The sequence below is a fragment of the Oricola thermophila genome, from assembly GCF_013358405.1.
Lineage (GTDB): Bacteria > Pseudomonadota > Alphaproteobacteria > Rhizobiales > Rhizobiaceae > Oricola > Oricola thermophila.
The window spans coordinates 696,143-718,831 of record NZ_CP054836.1 but is presented as its reverse complement, the minus strand read 5'-3'; the positions used below and the strand labels follow the sequence as shown (position 1 = coordinate 718,831).

At 65.0% G+C, this 22,689-nt stretch carries 20 protein-coding genes; 4 read left to right on the top strand and 16 right to left on the bottom strand.

From position 1 onward, the window contains the following. Positions 1-81: 81 nt before the first annotated feature. The 6 genes from urtD to HTY61_RS03290 form a co-directional block, all read right to left on the bottom strand. Positions 82-834, bottom strand: coding sequence for an urea ABC transporter ATP-binding protein UrtD (gene urtD, locus HTY61_RS03315; protein WP_175275464.1), 753 nt, complete (start codon positions 832-834; stop codon positions 82-84). Further along, on the bottom strand, positions 831-1,988 hold the full coding sequence (gene urtC, locus HTY61_RS03310) for an urea ABC transporter permease subunit UrtC (RefSeq protein ID WP_175275463.1): 1,158 nt from the start codon (positions 1,986-1,988) through the stop codon (positions 831-833). The genes urtD and urtC overlap by 4 nt, the downstream gene beginning before the upstream one ends. Next, positions 1,985-3,583: an urea ABC transporter permease subunit UrtB gene (gene urtB / locus HTY61_RS03305; protein WP_175275462.1), complete on the bottom strand. Its 1,599-nt coding sequence runs from the start codon at positions 3,581-3,583 to the stop codon at positions 1,985-1,987. The genes urtC and urtB overlap by 4 nt, the downstream gene beginning before the upstream one ends. Positions 3,584-3,662: 79 nt before the next feature. Further along, positions 3,663-4,907 (bottom strand): urea ABC transporter substrate-binding protein, encoded by a 1,245-nt coding sequence (gene urtA, locus HTY61_RS03300; RefSeq protein WP_246272998.1) that lies wholly within the window; start codon positions 4,905-4,907, stop codon positions 3,663-3,665. Between the two features lie 301 nt (positions 4,908-5,208). Further along, a complete protein-coding gene (locus tag HTY61_RS03295; protein ID WP_175275460.1) occupies positions 5,209-5,409 on the bottom strand; it encodes a DUF2783 domain-containing protein in 201 nt (66 codons plus the stop codon). 58 nt (positions 5,410-5,467) lie between these two features. Next, positions 5,468-6,139 carry a TetR/AcrR family transcriptional regulator gene (locus tag HTY61_RS03290; RefSeq protein WP_175275459.1) on the bottom strand — a complete coding sequence of 224 codons (672 nt, stop codon included), beginning with the start codon at positions 6,137-6,139 and terminating at the stop codon, positions 5,468-5,470. Between the two features lie 111 nt (positions 6,140-6,250). Between HTY61_RS03290 and HTY61_RS03285 the strand changes: the two genes are divergently transcribed. Further along, positions 6,251-7,429 (top strand): EAL domain-containing response regulator, encoded by a 1,179-nt coding sequence (locus tag HTY61_RS03285; protein ID WP_175275458.1) that lies wholly within the window; start codon positions 6,251-6,253, stop codon positions 7,427-7,429. 4 nt (positions 7,430-7,433) lie between these two features. On the opposite strand, the gene HTY61_RS03280 is transcribed toward HTY61_RS03285, so the two are convergent. The 4 genes from HTY61_RS03280 to HTY61_RS03265 all read right to left on the bottom strand — a co-directional run bounded on the left by HTY61_RS03280 (position 7,434) and on the right by HTY61_RS03265 (position 12,982). After that, positions 7,434-8,111: an SH3 domain-containing protein gene (locus HTY61_RS03280; protein ID WP_175275457.1), complete on the bottom strand. Its 678-nt coding sequence runs from the start codon at positions 8,109-8,111 to the stop codon at positions 7,434-7,436. A 114-nt stretch (positions 8,112-8,225) separates the two neighbouring features. Beyond that, entirely contained in the window at positions 8,226-10,421 is a 2,196-nt protein-coding gene (locus HTY61_RS03275) for a thiamine pyrophosphate-dependent enzyme (protein ID WP_175275456.1), read from the bottom strand. Between the two features lies 1 nt (position 10,422). Next, complete coding sequence (locus tag HTY61_RS03270) at positions 10,423-11,625, bottom strand: acyl-CoA dehydrogenase (RefSeq protein ID WP_175275455.1); 1,203 nt, start codon at positions 11,623-11,625, stop codon at positions 10,423-10,425. 127 nt (positions 11,626-11,752) lie between these two features. Beyond that, the gene (locus tag HTY61_RS03265; protein WP_246272907.1) at positions 11,753-12,982 is read right to left on the bottom strand and encodes an ROK family transcriptional regulator; all 1,230 of its coding nucleotides are present in this window, start codon (positions 12,980-12,982) and stop codon (positions 11,753-11,755) included. A gap of 254 nt (positions 12,983-13,236) precedes the next feature. Between HTY61_RS03265 and HTY61_RS03260 the strand changes: the two genes are divergently transcribed. From HTY61_RS03260 to HTY61_RS03250, 3 genes are all read left to right on the top strand, one after another. Next, a complete protein-coding gene (locus tag HTY61_RS03260; protein ID WP_175275454.1) occupies positions 13,237-14,262 on the top strand; it encodes a sugar ABC transporter substrate-binding protein in 1,026 nt (341 codons plus the stop codon). Between the two features lie 127 nt (positions 14,263-14,389). Continuing rightward, positions 14,390-15,463, top strand: coding sequence for an ABC transporter permease (locus HTY61_RS03255; RefSeq protein WP_175275453.1), 1,074 nt, complete (start codon positions 14,390-14,392; stop codon positions 15,461-15,463). Further along, positions 15,460-16,239 (top strand): ATP-binding cassette domain-containing protein, encoded by a 780-nt coding sequence (locus HTY61_RS03250; RefSeq protein ID WP_246272906.1) that lies wholly within the window; start codon positions 15,460-15,462, stop codon positions 16,237-16,239. The genes HTY61_RS03255 and HTY61_RS03250 overlap by 4 nt, the downstream gene beginning before the upstream one ends. A gap of 99 nt (positions 16,240-16,338) precedes the next feature. Here the strand turns inward: HTY61_RS03250 and HTY61_RS03245 are convergent, their stop codons facing one another. The 6 genes from HTY61_RS03245 to HTY61_RS03220 all read right to left on the bottom strand — a co-directional run bounded on the left by HTY61_RS03245 (position 16,339) and on the right by HTY61_RS03220 (position 22,679). Next, a complete protein-coding gene (locus HTY61_RS03245; protein WP_175275451.1) occupies positions 16,339-17,325 on the bottom strand; it encodes an ABC transporter substrate-binding protein in 987 nt (328 codons plus the stop codon). A gap of 71 nt (positions 17,326-17,396) precedes the next feature. Next, complete coding sequence (locus tag HTY61_RS03240; protein WP_175275450.1) at positions 17,397-18,260, bottom strand: ABC transporter permease; 864 nt, start codon at positions 18,258-18,260, stop codon at positions 17,397-17,399. Beyond that, entirely contained in the window at positions 18,257-19,138 is an 882-nt protein-coding gene (locus HTY61_RS03235; RefSeq protein WP_428978274.1) for an ABC transporter permease, read from the bottom strand. The genes HTY61_RS03240 and HTY61_RS03235 overlap by 4 nt, the downstream gene beginning before the upstream one ends. A 12-nt stretch (positions 19,139-19,150) precedes the next feature. Then, the gene (locus tag HTY61_RS03230; RefSeq protein ID WP_175275449.1) at positions 19,151-19,930 is read right to left on the bottom strand and encodes an ABC transporter ATP-binding protein; all 780 of its coding nucleotides are present in this window, start codon (positions 19,928-19,930) and stop codon (positions 19,151-19,153) included. Positions 19,931-19,958: 28 nt separating this feature from the next. Beyond that, positions 19,959-21,416: a dihydropyrimidinase gene (gene hydA / locus HTY61_RS03225; RefSeq protein ID WP_175275448.1), complete on the bottom strand. Its 1,458-nt coding sequence runs from the start codon at positions 21,414-21,416 to the stop codon at positions 19,959-19,961. A gap of 12 nt (positions 21,417-21,428) precedes the next feature. Next, complete coding sequence (locus HTY61_RS03220) at positions 21,429-22,679, bottom strand: Zn-dependent hydrolase (protein ID WP_175275447.1); 1,251 nt, start codon at positions 22,677-22,679, stop codon at positions 21,429-21,431. Positions 22,680-22,689 lie beyond the last annotated feature (10 nt).

Here is a 22,689-nt window from a genome sequence, read left to right as displayed (position 1 = left end):
ATTCGGTCGCGAAGCCGCCGGCACATGCCCTGCCGACGACTTCGCCCGGCCCCCGCCGGATGGTATGAACGATCATTCCGGTCATCGCCCCAGATAGCTTTCGATCACGCGCTCGTCGGCGCTGACATGGTCGAGCGACCCCTCCGCCAGCACGGATCCCTCGGCCAGCACCGTCACCTTGACGTCGAGATCGCGGATGAAGGTCATGTCGTGCTCCACGACGACGACCGCCTTCTCGCCGGCGATTTCGCGCAGCAGCCGCGCGGTCTCCACCGTCTCGGCGTCGGTCATGCCGGCCACCGGCTCATCGACCAGCAGCAGCTTCGGGTCCTGCGCCAGCAGCATTCCGATCTCCAGCCACTGCTTCTGGCCGTGCGACAGATCGGCGGCGAGGTCGGCGCGGCGATGGCCGAGGCGGATCGTGTCGAGGATCGCGTCGATGCGCGCCTTCTGTTCGGCAGACGTGTCGGAAAACAGCGTCGACAGGATGCCGTGATCGCGCTTGAGCGCCAGTTCCAGGTTGTCCTCGACCGTGTGGCTCTCGAACACGGTCGGCTTCTGGAACTTGCGGCCGATGCCGAGCCGCGCGATGTCCGACTCGTCGTGGCGGGTCAGGTCCACCGTGCCCTCGAACAGCACGGTCCCCTCGTCGGGCCGCGTCTTGCCGGTAATGATGTCCATCATCGTGGTCTTGCCGGCGCCGTTGGGGCCGATGATGGCGCGCATCTCCCCGTGTTCGACGGTGAAGGACAGGTCGTTGATCGCCCTGAAGCCGTCGAAGGAGACGGAGACACCGTCGAGATAGAGTAGCGATTGCGTCAGCCTGTCGGTCATTCGGCAGCCTCCACTTCGGCCGGAAGGGTTTCCTCGATCCGGTCGGCCTCCTTCCGGCGCGCGCGCAGCCGCGTGAAACCGGCGGAAAACAGCCCGACGATACCCTTCGGCAGGAACAGCGTCGTTGCGACGAACAGCGCGCCCAGCGCGAACAGCCAGATTTCCGGGAAGGCGGCGGTGAAGTAGCTCTTGCCGCCATTGACGGCGATGGCGCCGATGATCGGTCCGACCAGCGTGCCGCGCCCGCCGACGGCCGTCCAGATCACCACCTCGATGGAATTGGCCGGGGCGAATTCGCCGGGATTGATGATGCCGACCTGCGGCACGTAGAGCGCACCGGCGACGCCCGCCATCATCGCCGAGACGACGAAGGCGAATAGCTTGATGTGCTCGACCCGGTAGCCGATGAAGCGGGTGCGGCTCTCGGCATCGCGCACGCAGACCAGCACCTTGCCGAAGCGCGAATTGACGATGCCAGAGCAGATGACGAAGGCGATGGCGAGCGCGATCGCCGTGGCGGCGAACAGCGCGGCGCGGGTCTCCTGCGCCTGCACGGAATGGCCGAGAATGTCCTTGAAGTCCGTCAGGCCGTTGTTTCCGCCGAAGCCCATCTCGTTGCGGAAGAAGGCGAGCAGCAGCGCGTAGGTCAGCGCCTGGGTGATGATCGACAGGTAGACGCCGGAGACACGGCTGCGGAAGGCGAACCAGCCGAAGACGAAGGCGAGCGCGCCGGGCACCAGCAGCACCATCAGCGCGGCGAACCAGAACTGGTCGAAGCCGTACCAGTACCAGGGCAGCTCCTTCCAGTTCAGGAACACCATGAAATCCGGCAGGACCGGGTGGCCGTAGACGCCGCGCGTGCCGATCTGGCGCATAAGGTACATGCCCATGGCATAGCCGCCGAGCGCGAAAAAGGCGCCGTGGCCGAGCGAGAGGATGCCGCAATAGCCCCAGACGAGATCGAGCGCCAGCGCCAGCATGGCGTAGGTGAGATACTTGCCGGCGAGCGCCATGATGTGCGTCGGCACGTGCAGCGGATGCGAAACCGGCAGCACCAGGTTCGACAGCGGGACGAGGACGGCGACGGCGAGCAGCGCCAGCGCCACCCAGATGGCCTTGCGATCGAGCGCGCGGAAAAGGAAACCGGTGATCATGCCTCGACCGACCTCCCCTTGAGCGCGAACAGGCCGCGCGGGCGTTTCTGGATGAACAGGATGATGAAGACGAGGATCAGTATCTTCGCCAGCACCGCCCCGGCATAGGGCTCGAGAAACTTGTTGGCGACGCCGAGCGTCAGTGCCCCGACCAGGGTGCCCCACAGATTGCCGACGCCCCCGAACACGACGACCATGAAGGAGTCGATGATGTAGCCCTGTCCGAGATTGGGCGAGACATTGTCGATCTGGCTGAGCGCCACGCCCGCAATGCCGGCAATGCCCGAGCCGAGCGCGAAGGTGAAGGCATCCACCCAGGGCGTGGCGATGCCCATGGAGGAGGCCATCGCCCGGTTCTGCGTCACCGCGCGCATCTGCAGGCCGAAGCGGGTGCGCTTGAGCACAACCAGCAGTATGGCGAAGACGACCAGGGAGAAGACAACGATCCACAGCCGGTTGGTGGTAATCAGCATCTCGCCGACCTCGAAGGAGCCGGACATCCATGACGGGTTGCCGACTTCCCGGTTGGTCGGCCCGAACACGGACCGGACGGCCTGCTGGAGGATCAGCGACACACCCCAGGTCGCAAGCAGCGTTTCCAGCGGCCGTCCGTAGAGGTAGCGGATGATGCCGCGCTCCATCACGAGACCGGCCGTGCCCGAGACGAGGAAAGCGAGCGGCAGGGCGATGGCGAGCGACCAGTCGAACAGGCCGGGCGCGGAGGTGCGGATGAATTCCTGCACCACGAATGTCGTGTAGGCGCCGAGCATCACCATCTCGCCATGGGCCATGTTGATGACGCCCATCACGCCGAAGGTGATGGCGAGGCCGATGGCGGCGAGCAGAAGGACGGAGCCGAGCGAGATGCCGTACCAGACATTCTGGCCGGCGGACCAGAAGGCGAGCGACTTCTCCACGGCGGCGACGGCGCTTGCGGCGGCCTTCGCCACCGCGTCCTCGCCGTCGGCGGCCGCGGCCAGCACCGCGAGCACGTCACGTCCGCCGCGGTCCCGCAGCACGGCGACGGCTTCCAGCCTGTCGGCCTCCGGCAAATCCGATTGCAGCACGGCGGCGGCACGGGCTTCGACAAAGGCGGTCCGGACGTCGGCCACGGCCTCCCCGGCGATCACCGCATCAAGGGTTTCGATCATGTCCGGATCGGGCCGTGAAAACAGGGTTTCAGCGGCCTGCATGCGCACGGCGGGATCATTCGCCCTCAGCGTCAGGCCGGAAATCGCGTCCGCGATCTGGCGGCGGATCGAATTCTTGATCTTCACCTTGCGCAGCCCTTCACCGGCAATGCCGGCAGGTTCCAGCGAAACGGGATCGAGCAGGTCGGAACCGCGCACGACGAAGACCGCGCCGTCGCTCTCGCGCACCTGCAGGAGCCCCCGGGACAGGGCATCGAGCGCAGGCGCGGCGGCGGGATCGCCGAGCCCGGCAATTTCCTCGACGATCGCCTCGGTGTCCTTGAACTTCTTCGCTTCGGCGAATTTCGCGATCGTCTCGCGCAGGGCCGCATCGTCGGCATGGACGGGACCGCTCGCCGCCAGCAGGAGGGCCAGGAGGCCCGTAAGGAGATGGATCAGCCGCATGGCCTGGTCAAAAATCTTTCCGGGTGGGAGTTCGGAGCGAGGGGAAGCCGGCAAGCCGGCTTCCCCGGATTCCAGGGTGTCAGGAGGCGGACCCCAGGCACTCTTCGGTCTCGGTGTTGTAGTTGCCGCATTTCAGGTCGACCCAGTCGGACTTGAGCGGCTTGGATTCCGGCAGGAAGTCGGACCAGGCATCGCCCGGCACGAGATCCTCGGTCTCCCACACGACCTCGAACTGGCCGTCGTCCTGGATCTCGCCGATCAGCACCGGCTTGGTGATGTGGTGGTTTGGCAGCATGGTGGAGATGCCGCCGGTCAGGTTCGGCGCCTCGATGCCCGGCAGCGCGTCGATGACGGCGTCGGGATCGGTGGTGCCGGCCTTCTCGACCGCCTTAACCCACATGTTGAAGCCGATATAGTGGGCTTCCATCGGGTCGTTGGTCACGCGGTCCTCGCCCATGCGCGCCTTCCAGGCGGCGATGAACTCGGCATTGGCCTCGGTCTCGACGGACTGGAAGTAGTTCCAGGCGGCGAGATGGCCGACCAGCGGCGTGGTGTCGAGACCGGCAAGCTCTTCCTCGCCGACCGAGAAGGCGACGACCGGGATGTCGGAAGCCTCGATGCCCTGGTTGCCCAGTTCCTTGTAGAACGGAACGTTGGCGTCGCCGTTGATGGTCGAGACCACGGCGGTCTTCTTGCCCGCCGAGCCGAAGGCCTTGATGTCTGCCACGATCGTCTGCCAGTCTGAATGACCGAACGGCGTGTAGTTGATCATGATGTCTTCCTCGGCAACGCCCTTGTCCTTGAGATAGGCTTCGAGGATCTTGTTGGTCGTGCGCGGATAGACGTAGTCGGTGCCGGCCAGGACCCAGCGCTCGACGCCTTCCTCGTTCATGAGGTAGTCGACGGCGGGTATGGCCTGCTGGTTCGGCGCGGCGCCGGTGTAGAAGACGTTGCGCTGGCTCTCCTCGCCCTCGTACTGGACGGGATAGAAGAGGATCGAGTTCAGCTCCTCGAAGACGGGCAGGACCGACTTGCGGGACACCGAGGTCCAGCAGCCGAACACGACATCGACACCGTCGCCGGTTATCAGCTCGCGCGCCTTTTCGGCAAAGAGCGGCCAGTCGGAAGCCGGGTCGACGACAACGGCCTCGAGTTTCTTGCCGAGAACGCCACCCTTCTTGTTCTGCTCGTCGATGAGCATGAGCATGACATCCTTGAGCGTCGTCTCCGAGATGGCCATCGTGCCGGACAGGGAGTGCAGGACGCCGATCTTGATCGTTTCTTCCTGCGCCTGTGCCGGGGACATCAGCGCGCTCGCCGTCATTGCGGCGCCGGCAGCGATGCCCGCTATTGTGTTGCGAATGGGTTTCATCGGTGGTTCCTCACGTTGGTGACGCTGGGGGAGCAGCAATCGCCGTGCCAACCGAGGAAACCCCGGGGAACCGGATTGGATTAGTTGTTTTCAATCAGGCTATTACGCACGCAATCTAAACCAATATTCGGAAATCGGAATAAATGCTGCCCATGCACGTCAAAGCGGCAAGGAGCCGGAATTATGCATATTTTGTAGGCGGCGCCTGAAACTGCCCATTTTTTAGCCTTTTCGGGACAGGCAGGCGGCCGGGCTATTTCGCGCCCCTGCGCGCGGCTGCGAGAGCGGCCTTCAGCACGTCGGGATCGCCGATCTTCTCTGCCAGGATCATGATCAGCAGGGCATCCATGCGGACGCACTGCTCGAGGGTCAGCCCCTCGTGCGCCTCCACGAGCGCCTCGTAGAAGGCCTCCGCATCGCGCTTCCACCGGTTCCTTGCTGAATCGTCGGTCATATCCAGTCGCCCCTCCCGCCATGGCGCAGCGACGCACGGCACTGCAACGGCGTCCACGTCACTCCGCGTCCCCCGCCCCCGGTGCCGGGCGGGCACGCAGGCCGTTGAGAATAATGTCGACATGCGCCTTAGCATAGGCCTCGACGTCCAGCGGATCGTGGGGATCGAAGGTCAGGCGCCAGATGGCAGCTGCGATGGCCGGAGCGACGATGGCGATCGGCTGGTCCACCGGCAGGTCGGGGCGGAACTCGCCGCGCTCCACGCCCCGCTTCAGGATGGTGGTCAACATCCCCTTCCCGAACTTCACCGTGTTGGCATGGTAATATTCCACGACGTCGGGAAAGCGCGGCCCCTCGGCAATCAGGATGCGGATGATCTCGCGGGCATCGCCGCGCACCAGCTTGTCGTACAGGACCCCGAAAACGAGCCGGAGCAGATCTTCCGTGTCGCCGGGGAACGTGTCCACCATTCCCTGCATGTCGGCGATGGCCGGCTCGATGCGCGACCGGATGGCCTCCTTGAACAGGGCCTCCTTGCTCTCGAAATAGAGATAGATGGTACCCTTCACCACATCCGCGCGCGCGGCGATGTCCTCCATTCGCGTCGCCGCGTAGCCCTTCTCGGCGAACTCCGCCAGCCCCGCCTCGATCAACTCGGCGGGCCGCGCCTCCTTGCGGCGGCGCCTGCGCCTGGGAGCGGGCCTGCCCCGCCTGTCGTCCTGCTTAGCCATCGCGCTTTAATTGCCACCTTGCGTCGGCCAAGACAATGCCGCCCGGGCGGGGTAAGCTTTTGTTCGCTCTTGCCGTCTACGACAATGGGGCACCAACCGGAACGCGCGGAATTGCATACCCTTATTCTCGACAACGATACCGATTGTGCCGGCGCCGAGAGAACATTGTGTTCCCTCGGCTTCGACGACATCGACTGTCGCTCCGAGGGAGCCGGCGCGCTCGACGCGATCGTCAAGGCCGATCCGCCCTACGATCTCGTGCTGCTCGATCTCAACATGCCCGGCATCGACGGCCTCGCCTTGCTGCGCGCCCTGGCCGAGGCCCGCTTCGACGGCGGCATCGTGCTGTTGAGCGGCGGCAGCCAGACCATCCTTTCCTCGGCGCGTCACATCGCCGGGAAGCAGGGCCTCAAGATCCTCGGCACCCTTGCCAAGCCGGTCGCCGCCGACCGGCTGCGGGACATCATCCGGCGGGCGCAGGCGGAACGCCCGAAGGAGAAGACGGAGTTTACGCCCGCGCACCCGGCCGGCCAATCCGGCCTCGTGCCGCTGCTTCACTATCAGCCGCAGATCGACATACGCGATGAAAGCGTGGTCGGGGCGGAAGCGCTGCTGCGCTGCCGCGCGCCGGACGGCACGCTATACGGCCCCGAGGCGCTGCTGGCCGGCCAGGAAGCCGTCGCCCCGCGCGTCGAACTGGCCGTATCGATGTTCGACGTGCTGTGCGCCGACATGAAGGCGCTAGAAAGCCGGACCGGCTGGGACAAGAACGTCTCCTTCAACATCGACGCACGCGTCCTGGAACGAGGCGACCTGCTGCCCCGGATCAAGGCCGCGGTGAAACGCCACGGCATCGAACCCGGCCGTATCACCATCGAACTGACGGAGGCCAGGCTCCCGCGCGACGCGACCCGCCTGCTCGAGGTGATCGCGCGGCTCGGCATGGCCGGCTTCGAGATGTCGCTGGACGACTTCGGCACCGGCGCTTCGAATTTCGAGCTGCTGCGCGAAGGGGCCTTCAACGAGGTCAAGTTCGACAAGTCGATCCTCCAGGCCGCAGCCCGCGGCGACGACGTTTCGCGCAGGTTCCTGCAGATCGTGGTCGATATCGCGCAGACCCTGGACATTCGCGTGGTCGCCGAGGGGATCGAGAGCGAACGCGACATCGCCTGCATGAAGGAACTGGGCATAACGATCGCTCAGGGATACCGGTTTTCCAGGCCCTCTGATCTCGACGGGTTCGCGCGGATGCTCGCCGCCGACGGACGGACAATCCGACCGGAAGCCTGACCCCTTAACGCGACCAGACGCGCGTTCGCGATACGGTTCCACCACCGGAACGTGTGCGACTAACCGTGCACGACGCATCCGCGCGGCTGCAGTTTCGCGTGCGTGTCGCGGTTCCGCCATGGGGACCGACCGCGGTACGCGTAGCCGTGCACTCGCCATTCGCACAGCTGCGAACATGCGTCGAGGAGCCGCCATGGATGCCGGTGGTGGAGCGGATCGCCGTGCAGCTTCCGTTGCCGCAATCGACCGTCCGGCTGTGCGATGTCACGCGCGGCGCGACATGGGGCGGATAGTAGGTCCAGCGACCGTACCAGGGATAGCCGACATACCAGGTATCCCAGTATGCGCGGTCGTAGGTGACGACGACGACACCGGCCTGCGCCGCGACTGCCGGCGTCACGACCACGGGCGCGCCTCGCCAGACGATCTGCACGTAGCGCGCATGAACCCAGCCGCGCTTGCCGGCCCAGGCCACGTCGCACCAGCTGAAATCGGCCACGCAGCCATGCGTGACAACGCGCGCTCCACGCGGAATGACGGTCACGACGGGATAGGCAGTCGCCGGCCCCGCGCGCATGTTGACGTCGGTGGTGGCGATCGCCGGCGTCGCCGCCGATGCGGGAATTGCGGCGATGCCGAGCAGCACCAGCCCGGCGGCGAGCAGAAGGAGAATGCGTGTCATGGTCTATCCTTTCGGCCAAGCGCGCACGGGCCGATTGCCCGCGCCTCGACAAGTGACACGCATGCAAGTGGCCGCACCTACGCGGACAGGCCGAAAAATCTTCCGGAAACTCCCCTACGCCCCGGCCAGCCGGACCGCGGCATCCACGATGCCCGCCGCCGAAGGCAGCGTCGCCGCATAGGCCGGGCCGGTGGCGATGAAACTGTCCTCCGCCGCAACCCGGGCAAAGGACTTCACTCCGCTTTCCGCCATCAGCGCCATCAGCGCCTCCGACTGCGAGCCGGTGCGCCGGCACTCGTCCACGATCAGCACGTGGCGGCAGCCGGAAACTGCGTCGAGGATCGCCTTTTCGGGCAAGGGCGCAATCCAGCGCATGTCGACGATGCGCGGCTCGATCCCGTGATCCTCGATCAGCCTTTTTGCCGCCTGGTGGGCGAGGTAGCAGCCATTGCCGTAGGTGACGATGGCAAGATGCTCGCCGATCCCCTCCACGGCGACCTCGCCGAGCGGTATGCGCCGATCCGGTGACGGGTAACGGCGCATCCACAGCCCGTCCTTCTCGGCGTGCAGGTCTCGCATGGGATAGAGGGCGATGGGTTCCACGAATACGCAGACGCGCTGTTCCTCGCGTGCGAGGCGCACGCATTCGCGCAGCATCATCGCCGCATCCTCGCCGTTCGAGGGACATGCGATGACGATGCCCGGAATGTCGCGCAGCACGGCCAGCGAGTTGTCGTTGTGGAAATGGCCGCCGAAACCCTTCTGGTAGCCCAGCCCGGCGATGCGCACGACCATCGGGTTCGCATATTGCCCGTTGGAGAAGAAGGGCAGCGTCGCCGCCTCCCCGCGCAACTGGTCCTCGGCATTGTGCAGATAGGCGAGGAACTGGATCTCGGGGATCGGCACGAAGCCGTTGTGCGCCATGCCGATGGCAAGTCCCAGGATCGACTGCTCGTCGAGCAGCGTGTCGATGACGCGATGGCGGCCGAAGCGCTCGGAGAGTTTCTGGGTCACGCCGTAGACGCCGCCCTTGGCGCCGACATCCTCGCCGGCCAGCACGATCTCGCGATGTTCAAGCATGAGATCGGTCAGCGCCCAGTTGATGAGCTTCGCCATGGGCTGCGGCTGTTCCAGCGCCCTGAAGTCGCCGCCGAAGGCCTGTTCCCGCTCCTCTTCCGACGGGCCGTTTGTGGGCGCGCAGGCCCGCTTCGGCGGGACCAGGCTCGCCATCACCTCCGCGACGGTCTTCAACCGCGGCCGGGCGACGACCCGCTCCATCTCGGCCTCGCATTCCGCCTCGACCTCGGCATAGAGCGCCGCGGCCTCGCCGGGCGCGAGATATCCGGCGGCCGCGAGCCGCGCCGCCGTGTGCACCAGCGGGTCGTTGTCCTCCGCCTGCTCGATCTCGGCTTTCCGCCTGTAGGCTGCCTCGATGTCCGACCCGGCATGGCCGAACAGCCGCACGGTCTTCACGTGCAGGAACACGGGCTGGCGTTTCCGGCGGGCGAACGCCGCCGCCTTCAGGGCCGTCGCATGGGTGTCGAAGATGTCGAGTCCGTTGCAGGAGAAATATGCCAGTCCCGCCCGCTTGGAGAAATTGGCCTCGATCCAGCCCGGCGGCGTCCTCACGGAGATGCCGATGCCGTTGTCCTCGCAGACGAAGATCAGCGGCAGCGGCACGCCCTGGTAGGCGGTCCAGGCTGCCGTGTTGAACGCGCCCTGCGCCGTGGAATGGTTGGCCGAGGCGTCGCCGAAGGAGCACATCACGACCGCATCCTGCGGAAGCGCCCGGTGCTCGGGATTGATCCGCTTCGCGAGCCCGACGGAATAGGCCGCGCCCACCGCCTTCGGCAGGTGGCTGGCGATCGTCGAGGTCTGCGGCGGGATTGCCAGTGCCTTCGATCCCAGCACCTTGTGCCGGCCGCCGGAGATCGGGTCCTCCGACGAGCAGGCGAAGGAAAGCAGCATGTCGCGGATCGGGTTCTGCCCGCCGACCTGGGCGGAGCGCTGCACCTGGAACGCACCGTCGCGGTAATGCAGGAAGGCCATGTCGGTGGGACGCAGCGCGGCGGCAACGGCGGCCATGCCCTCGTGGCCTGACGAGCCGATGGTGTAGTAGCCCAGCCCCGCCTTCTGCATCTTCCGCCCCATCCGGTCGAGATGGCGCGAGATGCATTGCGAGCGGAAGATGCCGATGGCGGACTCGCGATCGAGCGACAGCTCGCGCGGCAGGCCGGCCGGCGGAAGATCTCCGGCAGCGACGCGGTGAAGGAACCGCCGGTGAACGTGTTCGGCGCGATCGGCGGTCATCTCAGAAGAACGCCTGCAACCCGGTCTGTGCCCGTCCGAGGATCAGGGCGTGCACGTCATGCGTGCCCTCGTAGGTGTTGACCGTCTCGAGGTTCGCCATGTGGCGGAACACCTGGAACTCCTCGGAAATGCCGTTGCCGCCGTGCATGTCGCGCGCCATGCGCGCGATGTCGAGCGCCTTGCCGCAATTGTTGCGCTTGATGAGCGAGATCATCTCCGGCGCCGCATTGCCCTCGTCCATCAGCCGGCCGACGCGCAGCGCCGCCTGCAGGCCCAGCGCGATCTCCGTCTGCATGTCGGCGAGCTTCTTCTGGAACAGCTGCGTCTGCGCCAGCGGCTTGCCGAACTGCCTGCGGTCGAGACCGTATTGGCGTGCCGCGTGCCAGCAGAACTCCGCCGCGCCCATCGCGCCCCAGGCGATCCCGTAGCGCGCCCGGTTGAGGCAGCCGAACGGACCCTTCAGCCCCTCCACGCCCGGCAGGAGCGCATCCTCGCCCACCTCGACATTGTCCAGCACGATCTCGCCCGTCACCGAGGTGCGCAGGGAAAGCTTGCCGGCGATCTTCGGCGCCGACAGGCCCTTCAGGCCCTTTTCCAGCACGAAGCCGCGGATCTTGCCGCCATGGGCCTCCGACTTCGCCCAGACGACGAAGACATCGGCGATCGGGGCGTTGGATATCCACATCTTGGAGCCGTTCAGCACGTAGCCGCCGTCGCTCTTGCGCGCCGTGGTCTTCATGGAACCGGGATCGGAGCCGGCATCCGGCTCGGTCAGGCCGAAACAGCCGATCCACTCGCCCGAGGCGAGCTTCGGCAGGTATTTCCGGCGCTGCTCCTCCGAGCCATAGGCGTGGATCGGGTACATGACCAGCGAGGATTGCACGCTCATCATGGAGCGGTAGCCGGAATCGACACGCTCGACCTCGCGGGCGATCAGGCCATAGGCGACATAGCTCGCACCGGCGCCGCCATATTGCTCCGGCACGGTGACGCCGAGCAGGCCCATCTCTCCCATTTCGGCGAAGATGGAGGGATCCACCGTCTCGTTGGCGAATGCCTCGATGACGCGCGGTTGCAGCCTGTCCTGCGCGAAGGCATGCGCGCCGTCGCGCAGCATGCGCTCCTCGTCGCTCAGCTGGCCGTCGAGGCGAAAAGGATCCTCCCAGGAAAACGAGCCGAGTTCCGGCGCGGTTACATCGCCCATCTTGTCCCTTTCATGCGTGTCTGGCGGCACGGGCCGCAGGCGCGCCCGGCACGGGCGCCGGTGCACAAAAGCAATGCGCATGCCGGGTGTCAATCGGGCGGAACGTCTTCGCGAAGGCGGTGCGGCGTCAGGCCGCTTCCTTCCTGTTTATCGCGTGGCTGAGCAGGTAGCGGGCGAACAGCGGCAGGCTAGCGGCCCCCAGAACCCGCGCATTGGCGCCGACCTCGGCGCGCTGGATATTCGGCTTCTCGATTCCCTGCCAGTCGACCGTATCCAGGGACCGCCGCGCCGCCGCGACGATGCGCTCGCCGACCGCGGCCGGAAAGCCGCCATCCACGAGCACGGCCTCGAAGTCGATGACAGAGCACACCGACACGGCGGCGATCGCAAGGCTCTCGCCGGTCATCTCGATCCAGTCCGAGAGATGGGGCTCGAACCGGTCCCAGCCGTCGGGATCGAGCCACAACGGCGACGGGTCGATGCCCGCTTCCTTCAGCCGCGTTTCCAGGACGAAGATCGAGGCACTGTCGATCAACTGGTCGCCCTTGCGGTCATGATGGCGGATCGGCAGCGTGCCGAATGCACCGGCATTTCCGGTGCGCCCGGTGAAAATGGCGCCGTTGAGGACGACACCGCCGCCGATGAACGACCCGACGAAGAAATAGGCGAAATCGGAATATTCGCGCCCCAGACCGAAGACGTTCTCGGCGCCGCAGGCGCAACTTGCGTCATTCTCCACGAAAACCGGCAGGCGCGTGAAACGGGCAATCTCCTCGCCGAAGCTGAAATCCCGCCAGGCCTCCATCTCCGCCGCCGGTGCGCCGAGCTGTTCCGGCCAGTTCCACAACTCGAACGGTGCGGCAATGCCGATCCCGGCTACGCGACCCCACTGGACGTCGTCGAGCTGGCCCCTCGCCTTTTCGAGCCCTTCGCGGAGGAATTCCATCATCCTGCCGGGCAGCGGATAGCGATAGTGGACCCGCTCCTGCATCCGGATCGCGCCGGTGAAATCCATCAACACCAGCGCGGCGGAGCGGCGCCCGATCTTCATGCCGATGGAGAAAACGCCGTCGGGATCAAGCGCCATTGGAGTGGATGGCTGGCCAATGCGCCCGCGTACCGGCTCGCCGCGCAGCACAAGCCCGTCATTCTCCAGCCCGCGCATGATGACCGAGACCGTTTGCGCCGACAGGCCGGTCATGCGCGTCAGTTCCGATTTCGGCATTGCGCCGAAACGGCGCAGAAGCGTCAGGATCAGCTTCTCGTTGTAAATGCGCATGCCGCTCTGATTGGTGCCGCGCAGCTGCGCGCCGCCGGACTCGCTCACCGGCATGGACATCTCCTCCGACCAGGCCATGCCGAACTCTCCCCGCCTCTCAATCTCGGCCACGACTTACCCGGATTCGTCATCTGGGGGTACCTCCTGCATCGAAAGAATGTGCATGTGCGCCGATCCTGTCAATAATTAAATCATGATGAATTAGTTATTGACAGATGCGCATGGTTGTTGTTCCATTTTTGCAGGTCGAGCGTTTGAGGCGTCCGCACACGCCCTTCGCGTCAACCGCCCCGGACAAACGGGTCCGGGTTTTCAACTCCTGGGAGGAAATCGTGAAGAAGCATCTACTCGCAGCATCCGCCGCGCTCGCACTTGCCGCGGCATTCGCCGTCCCCGCATCCGCGCAGGACAACACCATCGCCTGCCTGATCACCAAGACCGACACCAATCCCTTCTTCGTCAAGATGAAGGAAGGCGCCGCAGCCAAGGCCGAGGAACTCGGCATCGAGTTGAAGAGCTTCGCCGGCAAGATCGACGGCGACCATGAGACCCAGGTGCAAGCCATCGAGACCTGCATCGCCGACGGCGCCAAGGGCATCCTGCTGACGGCCTCGGACACCTCGTCCATCGTCTCGTCCGTCCAGCAGGCGCGCGATGCGGGCATGCTCGTCATCGCCCTCGACACCCCGCTCGATCCGATCGACGCGGCCGATGCGACCTTCGCCACCGACAACTTCAAGGCGGGCGAGCTGATCGGCCAGTGGGCTGCCGCCACGCTCGGCGACGAGGCCGCCAACGCGAAGATCGCCATGCTCGACCTCGCCGTCAGCCAGCCGACAGTCGGCGTGTTGCGCGACCAGGGGTTCCTTCAGGGCTTCGGTATCGACCTCGGCGATCCGAACAAGTGGGGCGACGAGACCGATCCGCGCATCGTCGGCCATGACGTGACATCAGGCAACGAGGAAGGCGGCCGCAAGGCGATGGAGAACCTGCTGGCCACCGACCCGATGATCAACGTCGTCTACACGATCAACGAACCGGCCGCTGCCGGCGCCTATGAGGCGCTGAAGGCGATCGGACGGGAGAACGACGTGCTTATCGTCTCGGTCGACGGCGGCTGCCCGGGCGTGCGGAATGTCGCCGAGGGCATCATCGGCGCCACCTCGCAACAGTACCCGCTGCTGATGGCTTCCAAGGGTATCGAGGCCATCGCCCAGTTTGCCAAGGACGGCACCAAGCCCCAGCCGACGGAGGGCAAGGACTTCTTCGACACCGGCGTCGCCCTTGTTACGGACAAGCCTGCGGATGGCGTGCCGTCCATTTCGGTGAAGGAAGGCATGGACCTTTGCTGGGGTTAATCGCCTAAATCGTGTAGGATGAAGCGGGGAGACCGTCGCAACGGTCCCCCCGCCGGACAACCAGAAGCGACAGGCGCCCGATCCGGGGCACGTCACGTCGCGCAATTCCGGATCACGGAGGAGGAGCATGGCCGACAGCATCGGCAAGGGGCAGGATTTCGAGGCCGCCCTCGCCCACACCCCCGCACAGGTCGCAGAGTTCGAAGACCATACCGATAGCCTCATAAGCAGGCTGCAGCACGCGCTGCACCAGACACCGTCGCTGGTGCCGCTGATCGTCCTGCTGATGTCCATTCTGATTTTCGGGTTGCTGCTGGGCTCGAAATTCTTCTCGCCCTTCGCCCTGACGCTGATCCTGCAGCAGGTGCAGATCGTCGGCATCGTGGCCGCGGCCCAGAGCCTTGTCATCCTGACCGCCGGCATCGACCTGTCGGTCGGCGCAATCATGGTGCTGAGCTCGGTGGTGATGGGACAGTTCGCATTCCGCTACGGCCTGCCACCCGGCATTGCGGTCTTCTGCGGCCTCGTCTGCGGCACTCTGTGTGGCTTCATCAACGGATTTCTCGTCGCCCGCGTCAAGCTGCCCCCCTTCATCGTGACGCTGGGCATGTGGCAGATCGTTCTGGCGACAAACTTCCTCTATTCCGCCAACGAGACCATCCGCGCGCAGGACATCGAGGCGCAGGCGCCCCTGCTCCAGTTCTTCGGCAACAAGATCAACATAGGCGGCGCGATCTTCACCTTCGGCGTCATCTTCATGATCCTGCTGGTGCTCGTCCTCGCCTATGTGCTCCGCCACACGGCCTGGGGACGCCATGTCTACGCGGTCGGTGATGATCCGGAAGCCGCCGAACTGTCCGGCGTCAACGTCAAGCGCACGCTTATCTCGGTCTACATGCTGTCCGGCCTGATCTGCGCCTTCGCCGGCTGGGCCCTGATCGGCCGCATCGGCTCGGTGTCGCCGACCTCCGGCCAGCTCGCCAATATCGAGAGCATCACCGCCGTGGTGATCGGCGGCATATCGCTGTTCGGCGGCCGCGGTTCCGTTCTCGGCACCCTGTTCGGCGCCCTGATCGTCGGCGTCTTCACCCTCGGCTTGCGCCTGCTCGGAGCGGACGCGCAATGGACCTACCTGCTGATCGGCGTGCTCATCATTGCCGCCGTCGCAGTCGACCAGTGGATCAGAAAGGTTTCGGCATGAGCGAACCCATTCTCACCGCCCGCAATCTCGTCAAGCGCTACGGCAAGGTCGTCGCTCTCGACCATTGCGACTTCGACCTGATGCCGGGCGAGATCCTCGCCGTCATCGGCGACAACGGCGCCGGCAAGTCGACGCTGATCAAGGCCATCTCCGGCGCGGTCACGCCCGATGCCGGAGAAATATGGATGGAGGGCCGGCGCCTTCATTTCACCTCGCCCAACGACGCCCGGGAAGCAGGCATCGAGACTGTCTACCAGACGCTTGCCATGTCCCCGGCCCTGTCCATCGCCGACAACATGTTCATGGGTCGCGAACTGCGCAAGCCGGGCATCATGGGCAAGCTGCTCCGCCAACTCGACCGACCGGCGATGGAGAAATTCGCCCGCGAGAAGCTGAACGAACTCGGCCTGTTGACGATCCAGAACATCAACCAGGCCGTCGAGACACTGTCCGGCGGCCAGCGCCAGGGCGTGGCGGTGGCGCGCGCGGCGGCTTTCGGTTCGAAGGTCATCATCCTGGACGAGCCCACGGCAGCGCTTGGCGTCAAGGAATCGCGGCGCGTACTGGAACTGATCCAGGACGTGAAATCGCGCGGCATCCCGATCATCCTGATCTCGCACAACATGCCGCATGTCTTCGAGGTCGCCGACCGCATCCATGTCCACCGGCTGGGCAAGCGGCTCTGCGTCATCAACCCGAAGGACTACACAATGTCCGACGCCGTCGCCTTCATGACCGGGGCCGCGGAGCCGCCGGCGGAAGCGATCGCGGCCTGAATCTTTTTCTCAGCTTCCCGCGCCAACCGATTCACGGGACATGAAAAACGGGGCCGCTCACGCGGCCCCGTTTCGTTTCGTGCAATCGCCGGATAGCGACTACTTGATCATGTTGGTGATCTTGTCGGTCCAGGCGCCTTCCGGCTTCTTGGTGATCACCGGGTCGGAACCGCCGGCCAGAAGCGTGTCGACGGTGCGTTCCGCGGCCGCGACGTCGAGCGTGCCGTCCGATCCGTCGATCAGCTTGGCGATCTCGCGCATCATGCGCTTCTGGTGCTTCTCCGTCTGGGCGCCCGTGGCGTCGTTGTCGAGCACGATCTCGGCTGCCTCGTCGGGATTCTCCGCGGCATAGTTCCAACCCTTCATGGAAGCCTTCACGAAACGGGCCAGCTTGTCGACCATGGCGTCGTCCTCGAGGCTTTCCTCGAGCACGTAGAGGCCGTCCTCAAGCGTGGCGACGCCCTGCTCCTCGTACTTGAAGACGACGAGATCCTCCGGCGTGAAGCCGGCATCGATCACCTGCCAGTACTCGTTGTAGGTCATGGTCGAGATGCAATCGGCCTGCTTCTGGATCAGCGGATCGACGTTGAAGCCCTGCTTGAGCACGGTCACGCCCTCTTCGCCGCCCTCGGTCGGAATGCCGAGCTGGCTCATCCAGGACAGGAACGGATACTCGTTGCCACCGAACCAGACGCCCAGTGTCCGGCCCTTGAAATCGGCCGGCGACGTGATGCCGGTTTCCTTCCGGCAGGTCAGCATCATGCCGGATTTCTTGAAGGGCTGGGCGATGTTGACCAGCGGAACGCCCTTTTCGCGCGTGGCGAGCGCGGACGGCATCCAGTCGACGACCACGTCGGCGCCGCCACCGGCGATCACCTGCGGCGGAGCGACATCAGGGCCGCCCGGCTTGATCTCCACGTCGAGTCCTTCCTCGTCGTAGAAACCCTTGTCCTTGGCGACGTAGTAGCCGGCGAACTGCGCCTGCGTCACCCATTTGAGCTGCAGCGTCAGCTCGTCCGCCGCCTGCGATGCGGTTGCCGTCACGGACAGTGCGACACCGGTTGCCAATGCAATCCATTTTCTCATGTTAGACACTCCTGCTTCGGTTGCGTGTTGGCACCCTTTTTTTCCCGCCTGTTTATGGGTCCTCCCAACCCTTAGTTTCTGTTTGACGGATGCCAGAATGTGACGGACCGCTCGATCAGGGCTATCAGCCCGTAGCTCAGCGACCCCGCCAATGCGGCGACAAAGATCTCTGCCCAGACCATGTCGACGTTCAGTCGGCCCACCTCCGCGGAGATGCGGAATCCCATCCCCACGATCGGCGTGCCGAAGAACTCGGCCACGATGGCGCCGATCAGCGCCAGCGTGGAATTGATTTTCAGTGCGTTGAAGATGAACGGCATCGCCGCCGGAAGCCGCAGCTTGAACAGCGTCTGCCAGTAGTTCGATGCGTAGGTGCGCATCAGGTCGCGCTCCATGTGCCCGGCGGCAGCCAGTCCCGCGACCGTGTTCACCAGCATGGGGAAGAAGGTCATGACAATGACGACCGCGGCCTTGGACTGCCAGTCGAAGCCGAACCACATCACCATGATCGGCGCGATACCGACGATCGGCAGCGCCGAGACGAGGTTGCCGACCGGCATGATGCCCGCCTTCAGGAAGGGCGACCGGTCCACCAGAATGGCGATCGCGAACCCGGCACCGCACCCGAGCAGGTAGCCCGAGATCACCGACTTGAGATAGGTCTGGCGGAAGTCGGCCCAGAGGATCGACACGGAATTCGTGATCCGCTCCCAGATCATCGTCGGCGGCGGCAGCAGCACCGCGGGCACGTCGAAGCCCCGCGTCACGCCCTCCCACAACACCAGCAGGGCGGCGCCGAAGAGAAGCGGAATCAGCAGGTTTATCAAAACCGCGGTTTCGCGCTTCTCCACCTTGACGGCCGACAGCCGCGCATTGGCATACCAGGCGGCCACCCAGAACAGCAGCGCGGCAACGAAGATACCGATTCCGCTCATCGTGCGCCCTCCGGTCTGACACCCATGCGCCTGTTGAGCCGGTCGCCCGCCAGTCCGACCAGCGTGACCAGCACGGCCGCCATGATCGCCGCGGCGAACAGCGCCGACCATATCTGGATCGTCTGGCCGTAATAGGAGCCGGCGAGCAGGCGCGCGCCGAGCCCGGCGACGGCCCCGGTCGGCAGCTCGCCGACAATGGCACCGACGAGACTTGCCGCGATCGCCACCTTCATCGACGTGAACAGGAACGGTACCGAGGACGGCCAGCGCAGCTTCCAGAACACGTCCGACCGCGACGCGCTGTAAGTCTTCATCAGGTCTAGGTGCATTGCCTCGGGCGAACGCAGCCCCTTCACCATGCCGACGGCGACCGGGAAGAAGGAGAGATAGGTCGAGATGAATGCCTTGGGAACCAGGCCTGTGATGCCGACCGCGTTGAGCACGACGATGATCATCGGCGCGATGGCGAGGATCGGTATCGTCTGCGAGGTGATGATCCACGGCATCAGGCTCTTGTCGAGCACGCGGCTGTGCACGATCCCCACGGCAAGCAGGATGCCGAGCACGGTGCCCATGACGAAGCCCAGCAGCGTCGCCGAGAGCGTGACCCAGCCGTGGTAGACGAGGCTGCGCTTGGACGTGATCTTCTTGTTGACCGTCGTCTCCCAGAGCTCGACAACGACCTGGTGCGGTGCGGGCAGGACCGGGCGTTCCTGCGCCATGGTCTTCGGCAGCACTTCCGAGAAGGAAATCTCCTTGCCGGCGCGCTCGGCCTGCGCGTATTCGAACGGCGCGTTGAGGATCGCGGCTGCGACGTACCAGATCGCAATTATGGCCGCGGCGACCGTGAGAACGGGAAGAATGCGGGACTTCAGCACGGCTGCGATACCTCAATCGTCATAGGCATGCCCTGCCCGAAGCCCCTCGCGCACCCGGTGCGCGATCTTCAGGAACTCCGGCGTCTCGCGGATGTCGAGCGGGCGCTCGTCGCCGAGATCGCAGTCGATCACGTCGTGGATGCGACCCGGACGCGGGCTCATCACCACGATCTTGGTCGACAGGAACACGGCCTCGGGGATCGAATGGGTGACGAAGACGACGGTCTTCTTCGTCGCCGCCCACAGCTTCAGGAGCTGTTCGTTGAGATGGTCGCGGACGATCTCGTCCAGCGCGCCGAACGGCTCGTCCATCAGCAGCATGTCGGGCTGCACGGCGAGCGCGCGGGCGATTGAGGCACGCTGCTGCATGCCACCCGAAAGCTGCCACGGGAACTTCTTCTCGAAGCCGGCAAGATCGACCAGTTCGAGATTCTCCGCAATCCGCCTTTCCCGCTCGGCCCTGTCTACGCCCATGACCTCCAGCGGCAGGGCGACGTTGTCGGCAATCGAGCGCCACGGGAACAGGGCCGCGGCCTGGAAGACATAGCCGTAGGCGCGCTTGAGGCGCGCCTCCTCCGGCGTCATGCCGTTGACCGAGATCGTCCCCTCGGTCGGCTTCTCGAGATCGGCGATGACCCGCAACAGCGTGGTCTTGCCGCAACCCGACGGGCCGATCAGGGAGACGAACTCTCCCTTCTCGATCGAGAGATCGATATTCGACAGGGCGTGAACCGGCCCGTCATTGGTCTGGAACGTAAGATTGAGTTTGTCGGCCTTGATGACGGTGTTCATTGTCCTGTCCGGTGCAAGCATGGGCAGATCACACCCCGCTCGCCGGGATGCCGGTCCGCTCGACTGGTCGCGGCGCTACCAGTTCCTTCCAGGTCGACAACGCCTTGTTGACCGCCTGGAACGGTTCGCGTGCGACGAACTTGCCGTGCCCCTCCTCGGTCCTGATCTCGCCGTCATGGACCACCACCTTGCCACGGGACAGGGTAAAGCGGGGCAACCCCTTCACATGCTTGCCTTCAAAGACGTTGTAGTCAATCGCGGACTGCTGCGTCTTCGCCGAGATCGTCTTCTCCTTCTCCGGGTCGAGAACGACGATATCGGCATCGGCACCAACAAGTATCGCGCCCTTTTTCGGGTACATGTTCAATATCTTGGCGATGTTTGTTGAAGTAACGGCCACGAACTCGTTCGGCGTCAGCCGCCCGGTGCTCACGCCGTAGGTCCACAGCATCGGCAACCGGTCCTCGAGACCGCCGGTGCCGTTCGGGATCTTGGTGAAGTCGCCGACGCCATAGCGCTTCTGCTCGGTGGTGAACGCGCAGTGATCGGTGGCAACGACCTGGAGCGATCCGGACTGCAGGCCGGCCCACAGCGAATCCTGGTGCTGCTTGTTGCGGAAGGGCGGGCTCATCACGCGCCGCGCGGCATGGTCCCAGTCCTTGTGAAAATACTCGCTCTCGTCGAGCGTCAGGTGCTGGATCAGCGGTTCGCCATAGACGCGTTTTCCCGCCTGGCGGGCGCGGCGGATCGCCTCGTGCGCCTGCTCGCAGGACGTGTGCACGACATAGAGCGGAACGCCGGCCATGTCGGCGATCATGATGGCGCGGTTGGTCGCCTCGCCTTCCACTTCCGCCGGCCGCGAATAGGCATGCCCCTCGGGGCCGTTGTTGCCTTCCGCCAGCAGTTTCGCCTGCATCGAGGCGACAACATCGCCGTTCTCGGCATGGACGAGCGGCAACGCCCCCAGTTCCGCGCAACGCTGGAACGAGGCGAAGAGCTCGTCATCATTGACCATGAGCGCGCCCTTGTAGGCCATGAAGTGCTTGAAGGTGTTGATACCCTTCTCGCGGACCACGGTCTCCATCTCGTTGAAGACCTGCTCGCCCCACCAGGTGATCGCCATGTGGAAGGAATAGTCGCAATTGGCCCGCGTCGACTTGTTGTCCCAGCGCTTCAGCGCGTCGAGCAGCGACTGGCCGGGATCGGGCAGGCAGAAATCGACAACCGTTGTCGTGCCGCCGGCAAGGCCGGCGCGGGTGCCGCTCTCGAAATCGTCTGCCGAATAGGTACCCATGAAGGGCATTTCGAGATGCACATGCGGATCGATGCCGCCCGGCATCACATAGCAGCCGGTCGCATCCAGCTCGTCGCCGCCCGAGAGGTTCGGCCCGATCTCGGTGATCACGCCATTCTCGATCTTCACGTCGGCCTTGTAGGTCAGGTCCGCGGTAACGACGGTTCCGTTCTTGATTATTGTAGCTGGCATGTCCGCTTCTCCTTACTCAACGATTTCCGCCGTCTCGACGACCGCGTGGAACAGCACGTCAGCCCCGGCGCGCGCCCATTCCGGGAAAATCTTCTCCGCCTCGTTGTGGCTCAGCCCGTCGACGCACGGGCACATGACCATGGCGGTCGGCGCGACGCGATTGATCCAGCAGGCATCGTGCCCGGCGCCGGAGATCAGATCCCGGTGCGAGTAGCCGAGCCTTTCGGCGGCATCGCGCACGGCCTTGACACAGTCCTTGTCGAACTCGACCGGATCGAAGCCGCCGACCTTCTCGAACTCGATGCCGAGGCCCATCTCGTCGCAGATTTCCTTCGCACCCTTCTTCAACCGCTCTTCCATGTCGGTGATGACGGCGAGGTCCGGCGAACGGAAGTCGACGGTGAACACCACCTTGCCCGGGATCACGTTGCGCGAGTTGGGATAGACATCGATATGCCCGGCCGCGCCGACCGCGTGCGGCTTGTGGCTCCAGGCGATCTCGTCGACCAGCTCCAACACGCGCGCCATGCCGAGACCGGCATTCTTGCGCATCGGCATCGGTGTCGAACCGGTATGGCTCTCCTTTCCGGTGATCGTGACCTGGGTCCAAGACAGGCCCTGGCCGTGCGTGACGACGCCGATATCCTTGCCCTCGGCCTCGAGGATCGGGCCCTGCTCGATATGCAGCTCGAAGAAGGCCTTCATCTTGCGCGCGCCGACCTCCTCGTCGCCCTTCCAGCCGATCCGCTCCAGTTCCTCGCCGAACTTCAGGCCCTCTGCATCCTCGCGCTCATAGGCCCAGTCCAGCTCATGGATGCCCGCGAAAACGCCGGAGGCGAGCATCGCCGGGGCAAATCGCGTGCCCTCCTCGTTCGTCCAGTTGGTCACGACGATCGGGTGCTTCGTCTTGATGTTCAGATCGTTGAGCGTGCGCACGATCTCGAGGCCGGCAAGCACGCCGAGCACACCGTCAAACTTGCCGCCGGTCGGCTGGGTGTCGAGGTGCGAGCCGACATAGACCGGCAGAGCATCCGGATCGGTGCCCTCGCGCCGCATGAACATGGTACCCATCTGGTCCACGCCCATGGTGAGCCCGGCCTCCTCGCACCATTTCTGGAACAGGCGGCGCCCCTCGGCATCCTCGTCGGTCACGGTCTGGCGATTGTTGCCGCCGGCGACGCCGGGGCCGATCTTCGCCATCTCCATCAGCGAGTCCCACAGCCTGTCTCCGTTGATCCTCAGATTTTCGCCCGGTGCTGCCATGGTCTCGCTC

Coding starts and splice junctions, on each gene's coding strand:
- urtD (WP_175275464.1), bottom strand. CDS start 834: ATGACCGACAGGCTGACGCAATCGCTACTCTATCTCGACGGTGTCTCC.
- urtC (WP_175275463.1), bottom strand. CDS start 1,988: ATGATCACCGGTTTCCTTTTCCGCGCGCTCGATCGCAAGGCCATCTGG.
- urtB (WP_175275462.1), bottom strand. CDS start 3,583: ATGCGGCTGATCCATCTCCTTACGGGCCTCCTGGCCCTCCTGCTGGCG.
- urtA (WP_246272998.1), bottom strand. CDS start 4,907: ATGACGGCGAGCGCGCTGATGTCCCCGGCACAGGCGCAGGAAGAAACG.
- HTY61_RS03295 (WP_175275460.1), bottom strand. CDS start 5,409: ATGACCGACGATTCAGCAAGGAACCGGTGGAAGCGCGATGCGGAGGCC.
- HTY61_RS03290 (WP_175275459.1), bottom strand. CDS start 6,139: ATGGCTAAGCAGGACGACAGGCGGGGCAGGCCCGCTCCCAGGCGCAGG.
- HTY61_RS03280 (WP_175275457.1), bottom strand. CDS start 8,111: ATGACACGCATTCTCCTTCTGCTCGCCGCCGGGCTGGTGCTGCTCGGC.
- HTY61_RS03275 (WP_175275456.1), bottom strand. CDS start 10,421: ATGACCGCCGATCGCGCCGAACACGTTCACCGGCGGTTCCTTCACCGC.
- HTY61_RS03270 (WP_175275455.1), bottom strand. CDS start 11,625: ATGGGCGATGTAACCGCGCCGGAACTCGGCTCGTTTTCCTGGGAGGAT.
- HTY61_RS03265 (WP_246272907.1), bottom strand. CDS start 12,982: ATGGCCTGGTCGGAGGAGATGTCCATGCCGGTGAGCGAGTCCGGCGGC.
- HTY61_RS03255 (WP_175275453.1), top strand. CDS start 14,390: ATGGCCGACAGCATCGGCAAGGGGCAGGATTTCGAGGCCGCCCTCGCC.
- HTY61_RS03250 (WP_246272906.1), top strand. CDS start 15,460: ATGAGCGAACCCATTCTCACCGCCCGCAATCTCGTCAAGCGCTACGGC.
- HTY61_RS03245 (WP_175275451.1), bottom strand. CDS start 17,325: ATGAGAAAATGGATTGCATTGGCAACCGGTGTCGCACTGTCCGTGACG.
- HTY61_RS03240 (WP_175275450.1), bottom strand. CDS start 18,260: ATGAGCGGAATCGGTATCTTCGTTGCCGCGCTGCTGTTCTGGGTGGCC.
- HTY61_RS03230 (WP_175275449.1), bottom strand. CDS start 19,930: ATGAACACCGTCATCAAGGCCGACAAACTCAATCTTACGTTCCAGACC.
- hydA (WP_175275448.1), bottom strand. CDS start 21,416: ATGCCAGCTACAATAATCAAGAACGGAACCGTCGTTACCGCGGACCTG.
- HTY61_RS03220 (WP_175275447.1), bottom strand. CDS start 22,679: ATGGCAGCACCGGGCGAAAATCTGAGGATCAACGGAGACAGGCTGTGG.